Raw genomic sequence first — 17,638 nt, 5'->3', positions numbered from 1 at the left:
TCGGTTAGCGCTATAGTTACAGTTCGTCGAAGAACACCAGTTTCGGCTCGCATTCTAACAAGTTGTCGATCTGGCTAATCAAAAGAGCAAAGTGTTCTGTTTTACCATGAAGCTCAAATGCTTGTTGGTCTTTAAATTGCTCCTGAAAAACGAAGTGGCATGCATTGTCTTTATCTTGGAACAATTGATAACGAACACAACCTTCTTCATTGCGAGTAGGTTCAAGCGCTCGGGTAAGTACCTCTTTCAACTCTTGTTCTTTTCCCGGTTGTGCATGAAAGGTAGCCGTCAAGTGAATCATAATGTTTACTCTTTTTGTTATAGGTAACGCCCTTGGCGTTGCAGGAACTCAATTTTGTAACCATCAGGGTCGGTTACAAAAAAGAACGTTGCTAAATGCTTTTGTTGATGGTCAAAGGCTTTGATGTCACCAGTTTCAATGCCGAGAGATTTAATGCGTTTGTGGGCTTGTTCAATGTCCTCCACGCTGACGGCAAGGTGGCCGTAACCTGAGCCGTGAGTGTAGGGCTCACTTTGGTCGTGATTGTGCGTCAGTTCCAATTCAAAGCCAGTTTCTTGGTTGGCTAGATAGGTTAGAGAAAAGCCATCAAAGATGTATTGATCAGCGACTTCTAGTTCAAGTATGTCACAGTAAAATTGTAGAGAGCGGTCCAGATCACTTACTCGGATCATGGTGTGAATCATTTTTGTCATAGGTACTCCTTGATAGTCCGCACAGGTTAGCGATTTCAAAAGGAGTCTGGGTAGTACTCTAGTACGACAAATTAGAAGATGCTCAAGGGTTTATAATACGGATGCATAGCCTAGGATGGTTATTGGTCGGTTGGTTGCTATTAACTGTTAAGTTGCGCAAGTGCTTGACGAGTGGTCTCTTGAGGTTGGCGGGCGTAAGTGAGGCAAGCGCATCGAAGTAAGGAGGCAAAGTTGTTCACTTCACCATTGTATTCGAGTGCTTCTTGATAAACAGTGCTTATGAATTTAGGAACCGTCATGTTTTGAGCACTAGCGATTTCCTCAAGAATTGTCCAAAAGCTCGCTTCAAGTTTTACACTGGTCGCGTGACCATCAATACGGATAGAGCGGGTGATGAACTGATAGTTGTCTTGGGGTTGCTTAGCAAAGATTTCGCACATTTTCTTTATTCATATAATTAAAGACCCATAATTATTGTGGTGTACGATTTAAAACGTCAACTGTTTTCATGCATAAAAAAACGCTCCCTTGCGAGAGCGTTGAAACATCACGAGTTGTGAAGTAAGTGCAAGTTGATTATTTAATTTGTTGCTTCAAGTACTCGCCTAGTTGCGAGTGGTGCATGATTTTTGATACTGGAAGGATAGTTTCTGCAGGTCCCCAAGCAAATACGTTGACAGGAGTATGCGTATGAGTACCCGTCCCCCATACTGTGTTTTGCTTTGTTGCATGCTCACGCGCTAGCAAGTTGCTACGGTCGTTGTAAGGAAAGAAAGCATCAAAGTCATTGATTGTCGGTACGTTCTCTTCGCTTAAGTATTTGTGTCCAGCGAGTCGGTATGGATTTGGTTTACTTGCTAATACGCGTTCTGCTTGCTCAGGCGTAATCGAAAAATCGCTATTTGCGTTCACGACTTCCGCAAACTTCTCTGGAGTTTGCTCTTTCTTATCAAGCGCTTGGAATTCACTGATCATGCCGTAGTAACTTTTCTTTTGGTTGTATAAACCATCGAGGATCTCGAACTGACCAAAGTTGAAGTTTGGCGCGTAATCCTGATTTTTGAATGCTTCGCCGTCGCGTTTTTGTGGTTTAGGCAAGTTTGCTGATGAGTAGCTAAAGCCAAAAGAGCCGGTTTCGTGGTCAGCAGTAACAATGATCAGGGTGTCATCACGGCCTTTTGCCCACTCATAAACTGAGTTTACCGCTTCATCGAATTTAAGCATTTCATGCAGCATCGTACCTGCATCGTTACTGTGGCCAGCCCAGTCAATTTGGCCGCCTTCAACCATCAAGAAAAAACCGTCTTTGTCTTTTGAAAGAATGTCGATTGCTTTGGTGGTCATTTCTTTCAGCGATGGCTGCGTGCGTTTTGGATCGTTTTTGCTTTGACTGTAGGCAATACCATCGTTCATGCCCGAGTAAGCAAAAAGTCCAAGTAATTTGTCACCTTTAGCTTGTGTGAGCATATCGCGGCTGAAAGCCAGGTTGTAACCTTGGTCTTGCGCCTCAGTAAGCAAGTTGCGTTCGTCTTTGCGTTTCGATTTTAGGTAGACATTTCCTTCAGTGAGCTTTTCAAGCTGCTCGTATGTCTCTCCCTTGTCGTTTGTCGACTTTGGAATCCAATGACGAAGTCCACCAGACATCATCACGTCTACGCCTGTTTCGAGCATATCCGCCGCAATACTGTTTTCTAGGGAGCGATGTGGTTGATGAGCGGCAAATGCTGCTGGCGTTGCGTGGGTCATACGCGTATCAGAGACGAGCCCAGTTGCTTTACCTTTACTTTTGGCTTTTTCTAAAATAGTTTCGACATGGTTGCCTTGGCTATCAATGCCAATGACTTCAGAAGCGGTAGGGATTCCTGTCGCTAGCATCGTAGCTGAGCACGCAGAGTCGACGACAATTGCGTCTTCTGGATTGGTCAGTGATGATCCAATCACACCTTCTTGAGCGAGTTTGTATAACGCTGTGCTTTCGCCTTTGTAAACCGAGTTAGGTGCGTGTTTTGCGTAGGTCTCGAGTAAACCAACTTGTTGAGGACCCATGCCGTCGCCGATCATCAAAATGACGTTTTTGATTTCAGCTGAGAGTGCATTGAAAGAGAGGGTAGATGCAGCCACTGCCGTAACGATTGGAGATACTAAGCGCTTCATTATATTTTCCTTGTTTATTGAAAGCGCAGGCATTAAAGCAATGATTTATGAAGGTTTTGTGTCGGTAATAAAAGTTTAACCAAATTGTCGTTTTTGTTTGGTTTTGCAGAAAAAATGAGTCGCTCTCTAACGTTCGTTAGTTTGGAAAGAAGAAAGCCCACAAACGTGGGCTTGGATTACGCTTAGGAGTTGAAAGCATGGACTAAAGTTATCCATTCAGTGCCTTCACAAGAAACCTAGTTTAGGGAGCAATAAACGAGCATGTATTATCGGGCCACAAGAGCGGTCGAATTCACTTACGTTTGCATCATATCGTTCTTTGGCTTATTAAATTATGGGCTGCAGTAAGTGTTTGGTTCAAATAGGATTTGTTGTCGTGACGATTATCAGACTGGTTATCAGACTAATGCCAATATGATGCCACCAACGGTAAGTGCCGCAGACAGGTATTGACCCGCAGAATATGAGCCATCCTCTTCTTTCTCGATTTTATCAGGGTGATCCATGCCAAGCGCACCATGCGTGAAAGATTCGACCTTTTCACCAACAGATTTATCTTCTGCTTCTATTTTCTTGCTGTCGTGCTCGATTTGTTGCAGAGCGGCAAGTAGCGCTTTGCCCTCGGTCGAAAGCGTCACCTTATTGTGTTCGACTTTCAGAGGCGAAGCACTAGTTTCTTCTTGTGCAATACTTGCTTGTTTAGAGGCGACAGATTGTTTGGCATAGCTATTAACAGAAGTGCTTCCTACTGGATTCATCGAATACTCCTTGGAACATCGACACTCGGTCACTGAGTGCAGGCAAAAAGCAGTTATATTTTTATCGGCGGCAAAGTTTATTTCTGAAGCTATTTGGATAAAAACAGGTCTGCTTTTGCCGCTTCTAGTTTCTATTGGTGATCATTAGCAAAAAATAGACCAGCAGGAAGCAGACCGTTGTCACCCTATGAATTCGGAGCGGTGTGATGATGCAACGCAACGCAAGGTAGTAACTTAAATTGAAGACCAGCTACTTACATTGAAGATCGTTATTGCGTTTAGTTAGATGTTGATATGCCGCCATGCGGTGAGCATCTTGTACATACCGTACTGGTGGTGCGAGGACCTCTAACTGATAGTCAGTATTATCGGAAAGCACGTTATCTGTTGGGCTAATTACAACCACTTTTAAGCTCGAGTTGCGGCTTAAGATTGATGCTGCCGTACCCAACCCTTGCTCGGTGTGAAACTTGCCTGCAACATGGACAACCTGAGCGCCTGGGTTGTCGTCTAGGTAGCTAACGATAGATTCCGCCATAGTTTCATCCCAAGTAACTTGAGCTGCAAACTGTTTTTCCGTCTGCTCTGGCTTACCGTGATGCATGGATGCCATGAACTTTTCTTTGTACGGACTACTACCAGTGTTGATGGCTTGTGCAATGAACATCCGCTGATCATCATCGAGCTTGTTAATGTAATCTAGCCCTTGTCGACCAATGCATCGGACAATGCTCTTTGGTGCATTTGCTGCAATGACCGGGAGATTTTTCTGCTTAGCAAACTCCACGAGAGGGCGATAGTCGCTTTCATAATTGGGCCAAGCGTTGGCTTGTTTCATTAAGTACTGTTCGCCGATCTCCCCACGTAGGTAAGCGTCAACAACAGGTTGTTTGTCGCGGGTAAATTGTTCCATAGATAACGCGAGTGAGCGGTCGTAGGACGTAAGTTGTTTGAGCATATCGGTTTGAAAGCGATGAACGCCGGCGTGTGTGTGCCATTCACCAATAAGAATGACATCTGCTTGTTGCAGCTCAATTGGCAGTTTGCTTAGAGCGATGTGCTCGCCAGAAGGGGTGTATAGTTGGTAGTCGTAAAAACTAGTGACTTCCGCTGAGGTTGCGTGAGAGTTGGTGTGCGTATATGAAGAGCAACCAGTAAGTAAGCCTGCAAAGAGCAAGCTCAAAGTAGAAAAGCGCATTGAAAAGCCTCCAAAAATGTCCGGATGATATTAATGGAGGCTGAGCAACGAATCAATATAAATGATAACTATTTGCGTTTGTTGTTTTTTTGACTTATTAATTGAGTGTTTTTTTGCGATATACACGCAACATAAAATCAGCCTCACATTGGAAAAGTGTAGCGGATTTCAACTCTTCACGAAGAGCATCGGTTGCTTTCCATGCGAATGGCGTCATTTGCAATAAATCGATTGCGGCTCCGTTTTTCAAGTCCATAACATAGTTAAGATGCTGCTGGTGCTCTAATTCAAACCCTTCAATATGTTCTGGTTCTTCATTGTGAAGACGAACTTCTTGATAAATGCGCTCACGCAGTTGGTATAAGTGGCGGCTAGCAGGAGTAACCGTGACAACAACGCCGTCGTTTTTTACAACGCGCTGCAGCTCCTCAGCTTTACACGGGGCATAAATGCGCAAAATGGCATCTAAGGATTCATTTGCGAAGGGAAGTCGGTGACTAGAAGCCACACTAAAGTTGCAGTGCGTGTAACGCTTCGCCGCGTAACGAATGGCAACTTTGGAAATGTCTAAGCCATAAATCGTGGCATGGTTCGCTTGTGTTTCTATCGTCTTTTGTACTTGATCTGTGTAGTAACCTTCACCACAACCAATATCTAATAATTGATGGGTGCTCCCCTCAGTGTATGTTGCACACAGCTGCGCCACTTCTTGGCGCATTGGGTTGTAGTAATCTCCTTCGAGGAATCGACGACGAGCTTGCATCATCTCTTTGTTGTCACCAGGATCTTTAGAACGTTTGTGGTGCGCTGGCATCAAGTTAACGTAGCCTTCTTTTGCTAAGTCAAACTGATGATTGTTTTCGCACTTAAACGTTTTTTCATTTAACGCTAGAGCTTGGTGGCATAGAGGGCATTGATAGTTCATGACGATCTCGAACAGAAAGTAGGGCGGCAAATTCTATCAAAAAGCGTGGTATCAAGTGAAACAAAAAGAGCCGACTGGGTCGGCTCTTATTAAGTATTAGTGGAAGAAGTCGACTTGCTCTTTCAAGTTTCGTGCTTGTTGTTGAAGTTCAATGGCACTTTGCGAGGTTTTTGCGCTCGTGTTGCGGCTTTCTCGGTTAAGTTCACTGATAGAATGGGCATTTGCTGCAATTTCTTGTGAAACTTGAGCTTGTTCTTCTGAAGTCGCTGCAATGGCGTCGGCTTGAGAGGCTATCGACTGCACTTGTACTGCGATGGCTTCTAATGCTGTGCCCGCGTCTTGTGCTTTGTCCAAGACCTGGTTTGCACTGCGTTGGCTGTCTGTCATCATATTAACTGCATTATGAGTCGACCCTTTTAGTTTCTCGATAATTTCCACGACATCCTGAACTGAGCTTTGGGTTCGGTGCGCAAGTGTGCGCACTTCATCTGCTACAACTGCGAAGCCACGACCTTGTTCACCTGCTCGTGCTGCTTCAATGGCGGCATTCAAGGCAAGTAAATTGGTTTGCTCAGCAATTTCATCAATCATTTTAGTGACGGTTTGAATACTCTCGCTATCGCGATTTACTTGCTCGATAGCCGTTGCTGATTGATCCAATTGATCGTTAAGTTGAGCAACGTCGATACATACGCCTTCAACAATCGCGAGACCAGACTGGCTATCGGTATTTGCTGAGCGTACGTTTTCCGCAATGCTTTCGACTTGTTGTGCGACAGATTGAGCGGAAGAGGCCATTTCTTCAATCGCTGTCACAACTTGCTCGACTTCTTGTTGTTGTCGGTCGGCTTGGGTCAAATTGCTATGTGCATCGTTGGCAACGCTGGTGGAGTTGCTCTCCACTAAGTCGCTTGTTGAACGGATCTTACCGACAAGTTCATTGAGCTGACTTGCCATACTGGCGACACCCGAGCTCAGGTTCGTAATTTCATTCTTTGATGCTTTACGAGACGCTGGGATGTTCAAGCTGACTTCGCCGCCGGCTAAGCGAGTCATGTATGAGTTTAGAGTCGTGAGAGGTTGTAAGCTGTGATTCAAGAAAAGTGTCAGTACAACAAAAGTAATGATTGCCGCTACCGAAGAAATGATGGCAATGAGTGTGAGAAGCGTGTCGCTACCTTTTGTAACTTCTTTGATAAACGTACCGCCTAGCAGTTTCCAGTTCCAACCTGGAACCTCTGTGTAGACAAGATACTTTTCGCCTACGTTACCTTGGTACTCGAAAGGGTAGCGAATTAATCCACTAGATTGTTCGAAAATCTGACCAAAAGGCTTGTGACCATTGTAGTCGGCGACTTCTAGTATTGACGAATCTGAGCCGCTTTTTGCTGGATGAAGTAGGTATTTACCAAGATTGTTTTCGTCGTTATCAACGATAATGGTGTAACCAGTGTCGCCCCATTTTATCTCTTCGAGTGCATCGAATAAGGTTTGTGTCGCTTGGTCTACTGGTAAGCCAATAAACGATAGGCCTACTACCTTTCCTGTCGCATCTTTGATTGGGGCATAGTAGGTAATGTAGCGCTCGCCATACAATTTAATTTGAGCGTAATACGGTTGTCCTGCTTTAAGCTGCTGATAACCAGGATGGTTGATGCCTAGCGTGGTTCCGACCGCTCGCTGACCTTGTGGATCTTTTAGGGAGGTGGACACCCGAATAAAGTCGTCACCCAATGGTGCGAATAGCGTTGCTATAGCGCCGGTATCACGTGTGAAACTGTCGACCAACTTGGTGTCATTAATTAAGCTTTCACTGTATTGAGTGATGTTTGGTACTTCATGTCCCATGAAGTCAACCGTGTAATTTTCGACATAGACACCGGCAAGGTAGCCATTGCGAAAAGTAGATTCGAGGACTTTAGCGGTGTGCAGGTAAGCATCGAATTGGCCAGCAATGGTTTTTGCCATTGATTCTACTTTAGATTGGTGTTCTTTCAGTGTGCTTTCCAATAGAACATCGGAAGCGTTGCGGTAAACAAGCGCTGCAATACTGCTGAAAGCAATGAATAGACACAAAGTGATCACCAGTTTCAACTGGAATCCGACACTTTGATTTCGGTATCTCTCTAACATAGACTAATTCCTGATATTTTTATTATTTATGAGTTTTGTATCGGTATGCTATCGGTTTATATGATCAATTTTTTTGATATTTATTAATGAAACCGTCAAAAGTGACCAGTAACCAATAAGTTAGTAAAGATAGGACCATCTAAGCAGAGCTTTTATTACAAAAAAAGCCGGGTATCCCGGCCTTTATATGGTGATTCTTACTGCGCTGAAATGACAGTGACAAGTTCATGTGTCTCACCTGGTTGGAGGGTTTGACCTTGCTCAATACTTGGTGCATGAACAGTAGACTCCACACACAACATGGTTTGATAACCATCGTCAGCCATGTCACCCATGCTTTGCGCACCTTCTGCCCAAGGGTTCCATAATACTGCTGAGTTGTGGCCTTGGTTGTGTACGCTTAGCGTACGATCCAATACCGGGTCTTTTACCAAAATTTTCGCTTCTGGTTGCGTGTAAACGCGGTCAATGGTGTCAGTTAGTTGTAGAACATTACCACCTTGGCATACCGCATCAGCTTTCAAGCTATCAATGTACTCGGCACCCATGCCTGTCGTTTGTGCTTGCTTAATGTCTCCAACGTTTAGGTAAGTATGTAATGCGCCAGAGAAGGTCCAAGCCTCGTCATCAATGTTCATGACTTTGAGCGTCACTTTTAGCTCATCGCCCACTTCAATCACCAAACGAGCGTCAAACATATGGGGCCAAATATCGTGGATTTCTTCTGTCGGGAACAGAGCAAGTTCAACAATCACACCGTTATGGTTCTCACGATGTTCAACCAACTCCCATTCTGCGGTGCGGGCAAAGCCGTGAGCTGGAGCAGCAATACGCCCAAACCAAGGCCAACAAACCGGAATACCACCGCGAAGAGCAGCTTTACCATCGAAGACAGCTTTTTCGCTCATCCAGATCAGATCTTCTTGACCTTTAGGCGTGAACGACACGACATGACCACCGTGTAGCGAGATGCCTGCCGTTGCTTTGTCATGAATCACGCGGACGATTTTTATCTGATCAACTTCAACGATAGTGACGTTATCAGATAGCACCGTTAGGGCTGGGAGAGTTTTTAAATCCATGTGTAGTTTCCTATCGCTGGGGGAGAGCTTTTAGACGCGCTTCGCACATTAAATGCAACATCGAGCCTGCATTCTCTCAAATTCCAGATACAAAAAAGGCGACTCTAGAGCCGCCTTTTCTTTAACGAAGTTATTCGCTAATTGCTAACTTTCTAATTACTTAGAGATGTGAGCGATTAGGTCTAGAACTTTGTTTGAGTAACCGATTTCGTTGTCGTACCAAGATACAACCTTAACGAATTTGTCAGTTAGCGCGATACCAGCTTTAGCATCGAATACTGAAGTGCAAACTTCGCCGATGAAGTCTTGAGATACAACTGCATCTTCAGTGTAGCCTAGAACGCCTTTTAGTTCGCCTTCAGAAGCTTCTTTCATCGCTTTACAGATGTCTTCGTAAGAAGCACCGTTAACTAGGTTAACAGTTAGGTCAACTACAGAAACGTTAGCAGTTGGTACGCGGAAAGCCATACCAGTTAGTTTGCCGTTTACTTCTGGAAGTACAACGCCTACAGCTTTAGCAGCACCAGTTGAAGATGGGATGATGTTTTGAGAAGCACCACGACCACCGCGCCAGTCTTTAGCAGAAGGACCATCTACAGTTTTTTGAGTTGCTGTAGTTGCGTGAACTGTAGTCATAAGACCAGATTCGATACCGAACTTGTCGTTAAGAACTTTAGCGATAGGCGCTAGACAGTTAGTAGTACAAGAAGCGTTAGAAACGATGTCTTGACCAGCGTAAGTGTCGAAGTTTACGCCGTTAACGAACATTGGAGTAGCGTCTTTAGAAGGACCAGTTAGTACAACTTTTTTCGCGCCAGCAGTGATGTGCTTACGTGCAGTCTCGTCAGTTAGGAAAAGACCAGTTGCTTCAGCTACAACGTCAACACCGATTTCGTCCCATTTTAGGTCTTCAGGGTTGCGCTCTGCAGTAACACGTACAGTTTTACCGTTAACGATTAGGTTACCGCCTTCAACTTCAACAGTACCGTTGAAACGGCCGTGAGTTGAGTCATACTTAAGCATGTATGCCATGTAATCTACATCGATAAGGTCGTTAATACCTACTACTTCGATGTCGTTGCGCTCTTGCGCTGCACGGAATACGAAACGACCGATACGGCCAAAACCGTTAATACCTACTTTGATAGTCATTATAGTTGCTCCACAACTTAATTTCTGATTAAAGATAACTGGTAGTAAAATTACAGAATCCAGTAAACATCTGCAAGTGATAATCGGACTTAACTTGTTTAAAGTCAAAAAAAAGCGACGCTTTTTTTAACAATTCTTTGCAAATGTACGTTTTTTAAACTTTTAACTGATTCTTCTGTAGCCCAGTTGGCGTAATATAACTGGTGAGATAAGTGCTCTTATCAAATTAATTACGCATGGTGTCCTGGTGAGAAAGTATGTGCTACAACTGTTAAGAGAAGCAAGTTTTTTGCTAAAAAAGTCAATACCAAGAACAGTAAATAAGGAGCCGAAAGTCGTGGAACAAAGCGGGAAAAAAGTGACGAAGTCAGATGAACAGTGGCGTGAGCAACTGTCTGATGAAGAGTTCCGTGTTTGCCGAGAGCAAGGTACAGAGCCTCCTTTCAGCGGTAAGCTACTGCATAATAAGGAAACTGGTGTTTATGCTTGTACTTGTTGTAATGCCCCTCTCTTTGTCTCTGATAACAAGTATGACTCTGGCTGCGGATGGCCAAGTTTTGATGCGCCTATCAACGATCAAGCGGTGCGTTATTTAGAAGATCTAAGTCACGGAATGGTACGTACAGAGATTCGTTGTGCAACGTGTGATAGCCATCTAGGGCACGTTTTTGAAGATGGCCCACAGACCACAGGAGAGCGTTTTTGTGTTAATTCTGTGTCGTTAATTTTCAACAAATCAGAATAATAACGACAAAATTGTGCTCGAGATTGTTTTATCCTTTCAGGATGATTCATGCTCAACAGTGATCTGAGTGTCGCTCGACTTAAATAAAAACTCCCGCTCATTGCGGGAGTTTTTCGTTTATATCTCACTGGGTATCATTGCTGGGGAATAGATACCTTTCTCTATGGCTTTCGCCACCGATTCGGCTAATTCATCCAACTGCTTATATCGCTCTGGATGACTGAAATTGAACATACGTTGGAGCTGCTTTTCATCAGCAAGCGGTACGTCGAATCTCTTCGCGACCATTGCCCATAGATACGCTTGCTCTTTGTCTCCAAGCCCCTGATGAATACTTGCCATTGACTTGAGAATGACCGGATTGATGTTGTCTTCATCAGATAAAGACAACGCGTTATTAAGAAGCTCCAGGGTTTTCTTGGTATCTCGGTTGGTATAAAAAGTGGCTAATGCATATTGCATCTCAGCATTATTTAATTGGGGAGACCCTTCCATTTGTAAAAATGCGCGCCGAGCTTGAGTATCTCCCGTTTGAGACCATAAGAAATACAAAGTAGCCGGGTCTTCTGAGCCTTTTAACTCGTTTACGATGCGCTCTAGCTCATCAATACTGTGTACCAATGCATTAAAGCGTTGTCTTTTGAGAGCACTTTGATCAATAGGGGTGATCTGGGAGGCGAGTTCTAAGCATTTCCTATATTCAGCGACCAGACCGTATTCGATGATTTGGTTGGCCTCTGATGGGTTTTTCAATTGCTCAAACCGATGCCAAACCAAATTTGTTCTTGGAATTCGACATTGGCCGTCATCCATATTGAGCTGCTCGCAACGCAGCTCTGGTGTTTTTTGGCACAACTCTTCGGTTGTCACGTTACCTTCAAAACAGCCCGATAGCGCAAAACATGCGAGGCTGAGAAGTAACCAGTTTGTTCTTTTCATGGCTTTGCTTGTGATCCGTTACACCAATTCATTTTCGTATTCTTGACTCAGTTTCTTAACCCGTTATGTTCTGTAAATAGAATGTAATAAGAAGGTACACTATGGACGCAGAACAACTATTACAAGCGATGACTCCAGAAGTTTATGATCGCTTAGTCTATGCAGTAGAAACGGGAAGATGGCCTGAGGGTACAACACTTTCTAAAGAGCAGCGAGATTCGTGTATGCAAGCTGTGATGTTGTATCAATCAAAACATAATACTGATGCGCAGCATATGACGGTTGCAGCCGGTGGTGAAATCAGTTTTAAATCAAAACAAGAGCTTAAAAAACAATTCAGCGGAGAAGAGAGCGATATTGTTCGTGTCAATCCGAACATTGATTAATCCTTACGCCTTATTTCTCAAAATTTTATTATTTTGATTTTGAAAGAAAAAAGCCCAAATTGTATTGGGCTTTTTAGATCGTAGAAAGCTTGAACTTACAGGCTCATTTCACCACGCAGTACTTGTTGCATTCTCTCTTTTACTTCTTCGTAAGAAAGGTTTTGGCTTAGAAGGTAGTGTAGTTTTGCCAGCGCCGCTTCGGGCGTCATGTCAAAGCCACTGATAACACCAGAGTCTGCGAGAGCACAACCTGTGGCATATCCGCCCATATTCACTTTACCTGCCAAACACTGAGTTAGGTTTACGACAATAACGCCGCGCTCAGAGGCTTCTTTCAGGTGACCAAGCAGCTCAGGGTTCTGAGGAGCATTACCGACACCAAAAGTCAGAAGAATCATCGCATTCACGGGCTGACGAAGCGTGTTGCGGATAACTTCGTGTGAAATACCAGGGTACATGGTGATCACACCGATTGGTTGTGGCGTGATGTTGTGAACCTTAAACTCACCTTCTGGTTGTGCACCAACGGTTACGCTGTTGCTAACTTGAATATTGATCCCAGCTTCCAATAGTGGAGGAAGGTTTGGTGAAGTAAAGGCATTAAAACCGTCTGCATGAGATTTTGTACTGCGGTTACCACGCATCAATTGATTATTGAAGAACAAAGTTACTTCGTTGATCGGGTAGTTTGCCGCAATATGTAGCGCGTTTAATAGGTTTGCTTGGCCGTCAGAACGCAGCTCTGCGAGAGGGATTTGTGAACCCGTTACAATCACTGGCTTACCAAGGTTTTCAAGCATGAAAGACAATGCGGACGCTGTGTACGCCATGGTGTCAGTACCATGTAGGATAACGAAACCATCGTATTTGTCATAGTTGTCACGAATATCATTCGCAATCTGCTGCCAGTCAGCAGGTGTCATATCTGATGAGTCAATCAGAGGGTCGTATTCGTGGATGGTGTAATCCGGCATTTCAGGACGATGGAATTCGGGCATGCTTGCTAATTGCTTTTCCATAAAGCCAGCAACAGGCACATAGCCGTGGTCGGATTTTTGCATTCCGATGGTACCACCGGTGTAAGCGATGTAGATGTGTTTTCTAGTCATCGTTTTTTCTTTCGTGTAGGGGAACAGAGGCGGGGATTATATACCTAAATAACCTTGAGATGCGAGGCTATACGCACAGCATCAGAAAGTCATCTGAGGAGATGCAAAGCCTAATAAAAAGGGCACTTCAAGTAGAAGTGCCCTTTGTAATATTGATGGAAAAACTACTGCACTTGGCAGTTCAAACAAAATGCGTATTGACCTTTAGGATCGTTGAAGCTTTGGAGCAAGCTTGCGTCTTGTTCGAATTGTTGAGCTACGGGTTGAAGACTTTTTGGTAGCAAGCTTGTTGCATCAATACCTAGAGAGACTTTCACCTGTTTCATAAACTCTTGTAGAAATAGTTCAGTAGGTGAAAGAGGCTCTTCTACCCAGTAAATGCCATAATCGGTCACGTTCGCTAGTTTCGCCGCTAGCTCTACAGCATCATCAAAGTCACCCATTTGATCGACAAGACCAAAGGATAGTGCATCTTGGCCAGTCCAAACTCGACCTTGAGCAACTTTGTCAACTTCCTCTAGAGACATATCGCGATTCTCGCCAACTAGAGAAATAAAGCGCTTGTAACCGTGTTCGATACCTAATTGGAACACTTGAGACGCGCCCTCAGAAAGGCCAGTGGTAATACCGTCACCTGAGAACGGCGATGTGCCAACGCCATCAGTGTTAATACCTAACTTGCTAAAGCCTTTTTCAAACGTGGTGATGACACTAAATATACCAATGGAGCCCGTCAGGGTTGTTGGCTGAGCAACGATTTTGTCTGCGCTCATTGAAATCCAATAACCACCAGAAGCAGCCAAACTCGACATGGATACAACAACCGGCTTACCTGCTTGCTTCAGAGCTTCTACTTCGTTACGAATCACTTCAGAAGCAAAGGCACTGCCTCCTGGACTATCTACTCGTAATACGACCGCTTTCACTTTTTCATCATTGCGTGCTTGACGCAGCAAGCTTGCGACTGTGTCACCACCAACAGTTCCGCGAGGTTGTTGACCGTCCATAATCGCGCCACTTGCTAGAACAACGGCGATGTCGTGCTGAGGTAGTGTGTAATCGGGACGAATCGTTGCAAGGTAGTCGTAGTAACCAATCGCGTTGTAGCTGTCTTTGCCGTCACTGCCAAACTGTTTTGCAAATAGAGTGCGAATGTCTTGGCGTGTAGCAAGTTCATCCACTAGCCCCAATTTGACTGCGAGCTGAGCAATATCGCCATTTACAGACTTCATCTCGTTAATCAGCTCATCCATGGTTGGATTAAGCACTTTCGCATCAATGTTTCGGTTTGTTGTTACGTCATCAACAAAAGCACTCCACAATTGAGTAACCCAGCGTGTTGCTGACTCTTTCGCCGCATCGGACATGTCATCACGAATAAACGGTTCGATAGCGGATTTATAAGTACCTACGCGAAAAACATGAGTGGAAACGTCAAGCTTTTCAAGTAACGTTTTGTAGTACATTGAGTAAGCGCTGTAACCTTTAATCAATACACCACCATCAGGTGCCAGATAAACTTTGTCAGCGTAACTTGCCAAGTAATATTGGCTTTGGTTGTAGAAATCACCTACGGCGTAAACGGGTTTGCCTGACGCTTTAAATTCGTTCAACGCTTTCGCGATGTAACGTAGTTTCGTGAGATTTGTTTCTGGCATGTCTCGCAGTGCTAGCACTAATCCAGATACTTTAGGATCGTCTTTCGCGTAGCGAATAGTATCAACGATATCGAAAAGGACGTTTTCTTTCGGTAGCTCATTACCCAAAAGGGAACCAGCAAAAGAGTCCATTGGGTTTACATAACGTCTTTGTTCGACAATTGGGCCTGAAAGGTTCATCACCAATGCCGATTCTTTTTCGACGACAGGTTGACCGTCTCCGGTATAAGTAAAGGCAAAGTAGAAAACGGCAATCATCAGCAAGAAAATTAGGTTTGCCAGTGCGAGTCTGATGAAAGTGATACTTTTCCATATCCCTTTAAATATCAAACCAATAAATTTGAAGAGTTTTTTCATCTTGTCTCCATAACGAGATAGTTACGCCGAGTCTAACAAAGTATGGGTTCTTATCTCTAAGATCTCAAAAGATAACATTTTTTTAGCTTATCACGACCACTCAACAATTGGCATATTTTCACACGAGATTGATCGGTGTTACAAAAATGTAAACGCTTGTTTGATTTTTTGGTTGAGCAGGCTTAATCTGGTCAGACCATGATAATAACAATGGATGTTAAGTGATGTCTGCCATGTACCCAAACCTATTAAAGCCACTGGACCTCGGTTTCACACAATTACGAAACCGAGTTCTGATGGGATCAATGCACACGGGCTTAGAAGAGCACAAAGAAGGATTACAGAAGCTCGCGGCTTTTTATGAAGAACGCGCGAAAGGCGGTGTCGGACTGATTGTAACCGGAGGTTTTTCTCCTAACTTACGCGGTCGTTTACACCCGTTGAGTGCTGAATTCAGCAAGCCAAAACATGCTAAAGCCCATAAAGTTGTGACAGAAGCGGTGCACAAGCACGGTGGTAAAATTGCGTTGCAAATTCTCCATGCTGGGCGTTATGCAATGCATCCATTCTCGCAAAGTGCATCTGGCATTAAAGCGCCAATTGCAAAGTTTGCTCCGAGTGAAATGAGCGACCGCCAGATAAAGAAAACCATCGACGCGTTTGCTAATAGTGCGGAGTTAGCACAGCTTGCTGGTTATGATGGCGTCGAGTTAATGGGCTCGGAAGGTTACTTGATAAACCAATTCTTATGTAAACGTACTAATATGCGTTACGACGAATGGGGTGGCAGCTATAAAAAACGTATGCGTTTTCCGCTAGAAATTGTTAAAGCGGTACGCAAGGCGGTAGGTGACAAGTTCATCATCATCTTCCGTCTTTCTATGCTGGATCTTGTCGAGCAGGGCAGCACTTTTGAAGACGTTATCGAATTGGCGAAAGCACTTGAAGAGGCTGGCGTCACGATTATTAATACGGGTATCGGTTGGCATGAGGCTCGAATTCCGACAATTGCGACTCAAGTACCACGCGGTGCGTTTACATGGGTTACGGAAAAAGTTAAACCTCACGTTTCGGTTCCTATTATCACTTGCAACCGTATAAATACGCCAGATGAAGCAGAACGTATTTTATCTTCAGGTCATGCCGACATGGTTTCGATGGCGCGCCCATTCTTGGCCGATCCTTACTTTGTTGCTAAAGCCGAACAGGAAAAAGCGCAGCTTATTAATACGTGTATTGGTTGTAATCAGGCGTGTCTAGATAACGTGTTTAAAGGTAAGCGCGCCAGTTGCTTAGTGAACCCTCTAGCGTGCTATGAAACCGAAATTGTTGTTGAACCAGCCTTTAAAAAGAAAAACATTGCAGTTGTTGGTGCTGGACCTGCGGGCTTGGCTTGTGCGACCACACTGGCTGAACGTGGCCATAAGGTTGATTTGTTCGAAAAGAACGACCGCATCGGTGGTCAGTTCCGTCTTGCGATGCAGATCCCTGGTAAGGAAGAGTTTCGAGAGACGATACGATATTTCGCTAACCGTATTGATGAAACAGGCGTGAATCTGCACTTATCGACGGAAGCGAACTATGACTTACTCACAGAATACGATGAGATAGTGATGGCATCGGGTGTTGAGCCACGTAAAGTCAATATTGATGGAATTGATAACCCAGAGAAAGTCGTCGACTATCAAACTCTCATTCGAGACAAAACGCCAGTCGGTGAGAAAGTGGCTATCGTTGGTGCTGGTGGCATTGGCGTAGATGTCGCGACCATGCTCACTGAGCCAGTTGGACAAACGTTGGATGACTGGTTGCATGAATGGGGAATCGACAAGGAGATGTCTCAGCCGGGTGGTTTATACCCTTACCCTGATGCGGTCAGCGATAAAGAAGTCTGGGTACTTCAGCGTCGTAAAGGTCGTGTAGGTAAAGGCCCGGGTAAAACGACAGGTTGGATCCATAAACGTACCCTTGAAAAACGGGGCGTACATTTAGTCGGCGGCGTGTCTTACGATAAAATTGATGATCAAGGTTTGCACATTCATGTAGACGGAAGCGCGCAGGTACTTAATGCAGACAAAGTTATCATTTGTGCTGGGCAAGAGTCTGTACGTCCGTTTGAAGATAAATGGTCTGAACTTGGAGAGAAGATTCATATCATTGGCGGAGCTGACCATGCGGGTGAACTTGATGCTGTGCGTGCGATTCGTCAAGGTGTTAAATTGGCGGTAAAACTCTAGCCTTTTAATGTGTGTGACCCGTCCTGATATGGGTTGACACTTTTTAACTAAAACGCTCGATGTACTTCATCGGGCGTTTTGTATTTTAAAG

The 17,638-nt window shown here is 44.4% G+C and carries 16 protein-coding genes; 3 read left to right on the top strand and 13 right to left on the bottom strand.

What is annotated here, in order from left to right; translation table 11 throughout:
- Window positions 1–16 precede the first annotated feature (16 nt).
- The 10 genes from R7127_RS19360 to gap form a co-directional block, all read right to left on the bottom strand.
- Window positions 17–301, bottom strand: a complete 285-nt coding sequence (locus R7127_RS19360) for a putative quinol monooxygenase (protein WP_033907358.1) — start codon at window positions 299–301, stop codon at window positions 17–19.
- A 17-nt stretch (window positions 302–318) separates the two neighbouring features.
- Window positions 319–714 carry a VOC family protein gene (locus R7127_RS19355; protein ID WP_033907357.1) on the bottom strand — a complete coding sequence of 132 codons (396 nt, stop codon included), beginning with the start codon at window positions 712–714 and terminating at the stop codon, window positions 319–321.
- A gap of 140 nt (window positions 715–854) precedes the next feature.
- On the bottom strand, window positions 855–1,154 hold the full coding sequence (locus tag R7127_RS19350) for a ribbon-helix-helix domain-containing protein (protein WP_005384938.1): 300 nt from the start codon (window positions 1,152–1,154) through the stop codon (window positions 855–857).
- 136 nt (window positions 1,155–1,290) lie between these two features.
- A complete protein-coding gene (locus R7127_RS19345) occupies window positions 1,291–2,868 on the bottom strand; it encodes an alkaline phosphatase (protein ID WP_033907356.1) in 1,578 nt (525 codons plus the stop codon).
- Between the two features lie 398 nt (window positions 2,869–3,266).
- A complete protein-coding gene (locus R7127_RS19340; RefSeq protein WP_005380688.1) occupies window positions 3,267–3,626 on the bottom strand; it encodes a hypothetical protein in 360 nt (119 codons plus the stop codon).
- Window positions 3,627–3,876: 250 nt separating this feature from the next.
- Window positions 3,877–4,824 (bottom strand): ChaN family lipoprotein, encoded by a 948-nt coding sequence (locus tag R7127_RS19335; protein ID WP_064376892.1) that lies wholly within the window; start codon window positions 4,822–4,824, stop codon window positions 3,877–3,879.
- 97 nt (window positions 4,825–4,921) lie between these two features.
- Window positions 4,922–5,749, bottom strand: a complete 828-nt coding sequence (gene rlmA, locus R7127_RS19330) for a 23S rRNA (guanine(745)-N(1))-methyltransferase (protein ID WP_005380691.1) — start codon at window positions 5,747–5,749, stop codon at window positions 4,922–4,924.
- A gap of 96 nt (window positions 5,750–5,845) precedes the next feature.
- A complete protein-coding gene (locus tag R7127_RS19325) occupies window positions 5,846–7,882 on the bottom strand; it encodes a methyl-accepting chemotaxis protein (protein WP_064376891.1) in 2,037 nt (678 codons plus the stop codon).
- Window positions 7,883–8,079: 197 nt separating this feature from the next.
- On the bottom strand, window positions 8,080–8,964 hold the full coding sequence (locus R7127_RS19320) for a D-hexose-6-phosphate mutarotase (RefSeq protein ID WP_005380695.1): 885 nt from the start codon (window positions 8,962–8,964) through the stop codon (window positions 8,080–8,082).
- Between the two features lie 156 nt (window positions 8,965–9,120).
- Window positions 9,121–10,116, bottom strand: a complete 996-nt coding sequence (gene gap, locus R7127_RS19315; RefSeq protein ID WP_005380697.1) for a type I glyceraldehyde-3-phosphate dehydrogenase — start codon at window positions 10,114–10,116, stop codon at window positions 9,121–9,123.
- A 337-nt stretch (window positions 10,117–10,453) separates the two neighbouring features.
- Between gap and msrB the strand changes: the two genes are divergently transcribed.
- A complete protein-coding gene (gene msrB / locus R7127_RS19310; protein WP_005380698.1) occupies window positions 10,454–10,861 on the top strand; it encodes a peptide-methionine (R)-S-oxide reductase MsrB in 408 nt (135 codons plus the stop codon).
- A 117-nt stretch (window positions 10,862–10,978) separates the two neighbouring features.
- Here msrB and R7127_RS19305 read toward each other — a convergent pair whose 3' ends face one another.
- On the bottom strand, window positions 10,979–11,800 hold the full coding sequence (locus R7127_RS19305) for a DUF2989 domain-containing protein (RefSeq protein WP_017821139.1): 822 nt from the start codon (window positions 11,798–11,800) through the stop codon (window positions 10,979–10,981).
- Window positions 11,801–11,901: 101 nt separating this feature from the next.
- Between R7127_RS19305 and R7127_RS19300 the strand changes: the two genes are divergently transcribed.
- Window positions 11,902–12,186, top strand: coding sequence for a YeaC family protein (locus R7127_RS19300; protein ID WP_005380700.1), 285 nt, complete (start codon window positions 11,902–11,904; stop codon window positions 12,184–12,186).
- Window positions 12,187–12,281: 95 nt separating this feature from the next.
- On the opposite strand, the gene ansA is transcribed toward R7127_RS19300, so the two are convergent.
- Together ansA and sppA are read right to left on the bottom strand one after the other, a co-directional pair.
- Window positions 12,282–13,295, bottom strand: a complete 1,014-nt coding sequence (ansA, locus tag R7127_RS19295) for an asparaginase (protein WP_017635822.1) — start codon at window positions 13,293–13,295, stop codon at window positions 12,282–12,284.
- A 164-nt stretch (window positions 13,296–13,459) separates the two neighbouring features.
- Window positions 13,460–15,310, bottom strand: coding sequence for a signal peptide peptidase SppA (gene sppA / locus R7127_RS19290; RefSeq protein WP_005380705.1), 1,851 nt, complete (start codon window positions 15,308–15,310; stop codon window positions 13,460–13,462).
- 224 nt (window positions 15,311–15,534) lie between these two features.
- Between sppA and R7127_RS19285 the strand changes: the two genes are divergently transcribed.
- A complete protein-coding gene (locus R7127_RS19285; RefSeq protein WP_005380708.1) occupies window positions 15,535–17,547 on the top strand; it encodes an NADPH-dependent 2,4-dienoyl-CoA reductase in 2,013 nt (670 codons plus the stop codon).
- Window positions 17,548–17,638 lie beyond the last annotated feature (91 nt).

It is taken from the genome of Vibrio sp. 1159, from assembly GCF_033340395.1.
In the GTDB taxonomy this organism is placed as follows: Bacteria; Pseudomonadota; Gammaproteobacteria; order Enterobacterales; family Vibrionaceae; genus Vibrio; species Vibrio alginolyticus.
Note: the sequence above shows the minus strand (reverse complement) of the source record. Positions and strands in the feature narration are given on the sequence as shown.

Coding starts and splice junctions, on each gene's coding strand:
- R7127_RS19360 (WP_033907358.1), bottom strand. CDS start 301: ATGATTCACTTGACGGCTACCTTTCATGCACAACCGGGAAAAGAACAA.
- R7127_RS19355 (WP_033907357.1), bottom strand. CDS start 714: ATGACAAAAATGATTCACACCATGATCCGAGTAAGTGATCTGGACCGC.
- R7127_RS19350 (WP_005384938.1), bottom strand. CDS start 1,154: ATGTGCGAAATCTTTGCTAAGCAACCCCAAGACAACTATCAGTTCATC.
- R7127_RS19345 (WP_033907356.1), bottom strand. CDS start 2,868: ATGAAGCGCTTAGTATCTCCAATCGTTACGGCAGTGGCTGCATCTACC.
- R7127_RS19340 (WP_005380688.1), bottom strand. CDS start 3,626: ATGAATCCAGTAGGAAGCACTTCTGTTAATAGCTATGCCAAACAATCT.
- R7127_RS19335 (WP_064376892.1), bottom strand. CDS start 4,824: ATGCGCTTTTCTACTTTGAGCTTGCTCTTTGCAGGCTTACTTACTGGT.
- rlmA (WP_005380691.1), bottom strand. CDS start 5,749: ATGAACTATCAATGCCCTCTATGCCACCAAGCTCTAGCGTTAAATGAA.
- R7127_RS19325 (WP_064376891.1), bottom strand. CDS start 7,882: ATGTTAGAGAGATACCGAAATCAAAGTGTCGGATTCCAGTTGAAACTG.
- R7127_RS19320 (WP_005380695.1), bottom strand. CDS start 8,964: ATGGATTTAAAAACTCTCCCAGCCCTAACGGTGCTATCTGATAACGTC.
- gap (WP_005380697.1), bottom strand. CDS start 10,116: ATGACTATCAAAGTAGGTATTAACGGTTTTGGCCGTATCGGTCGTTTC.
- R7127_RS19305 (WP_017821139.1), bottom strand. CDS start 11,800: ATGAAAAGAACAAACTGGTTACTTCTCAGCCTCGCATGTTTTGCGCTA.
- R7127_RS19300 (WP_005380700.1), top strand. CDS start 11,902: ATGGACGCAGAACAACTATTACAAGCGATGACTCCAGAAGTTTATGAT.
- ansA (WP_017635822.1), bottom strand. CDS start 13,295: ATGACTAGAAAACACATCTACATCGCTTACACCGGTGGTACCATCGGA.
- sppA (WP_005380705.1), bottom strand. CDS start 15,310: ATGAAAAAACTCTTCAAATTTATTGGTTTGATATTTAAAGGGATATGG.
- R7127_RS19285 (WP_005380708.1), top strand. CDS start 15,535: ATGTCTGCCATGTACCCAAACCTATTAAAGCCACTGGACCTCGGTTTC.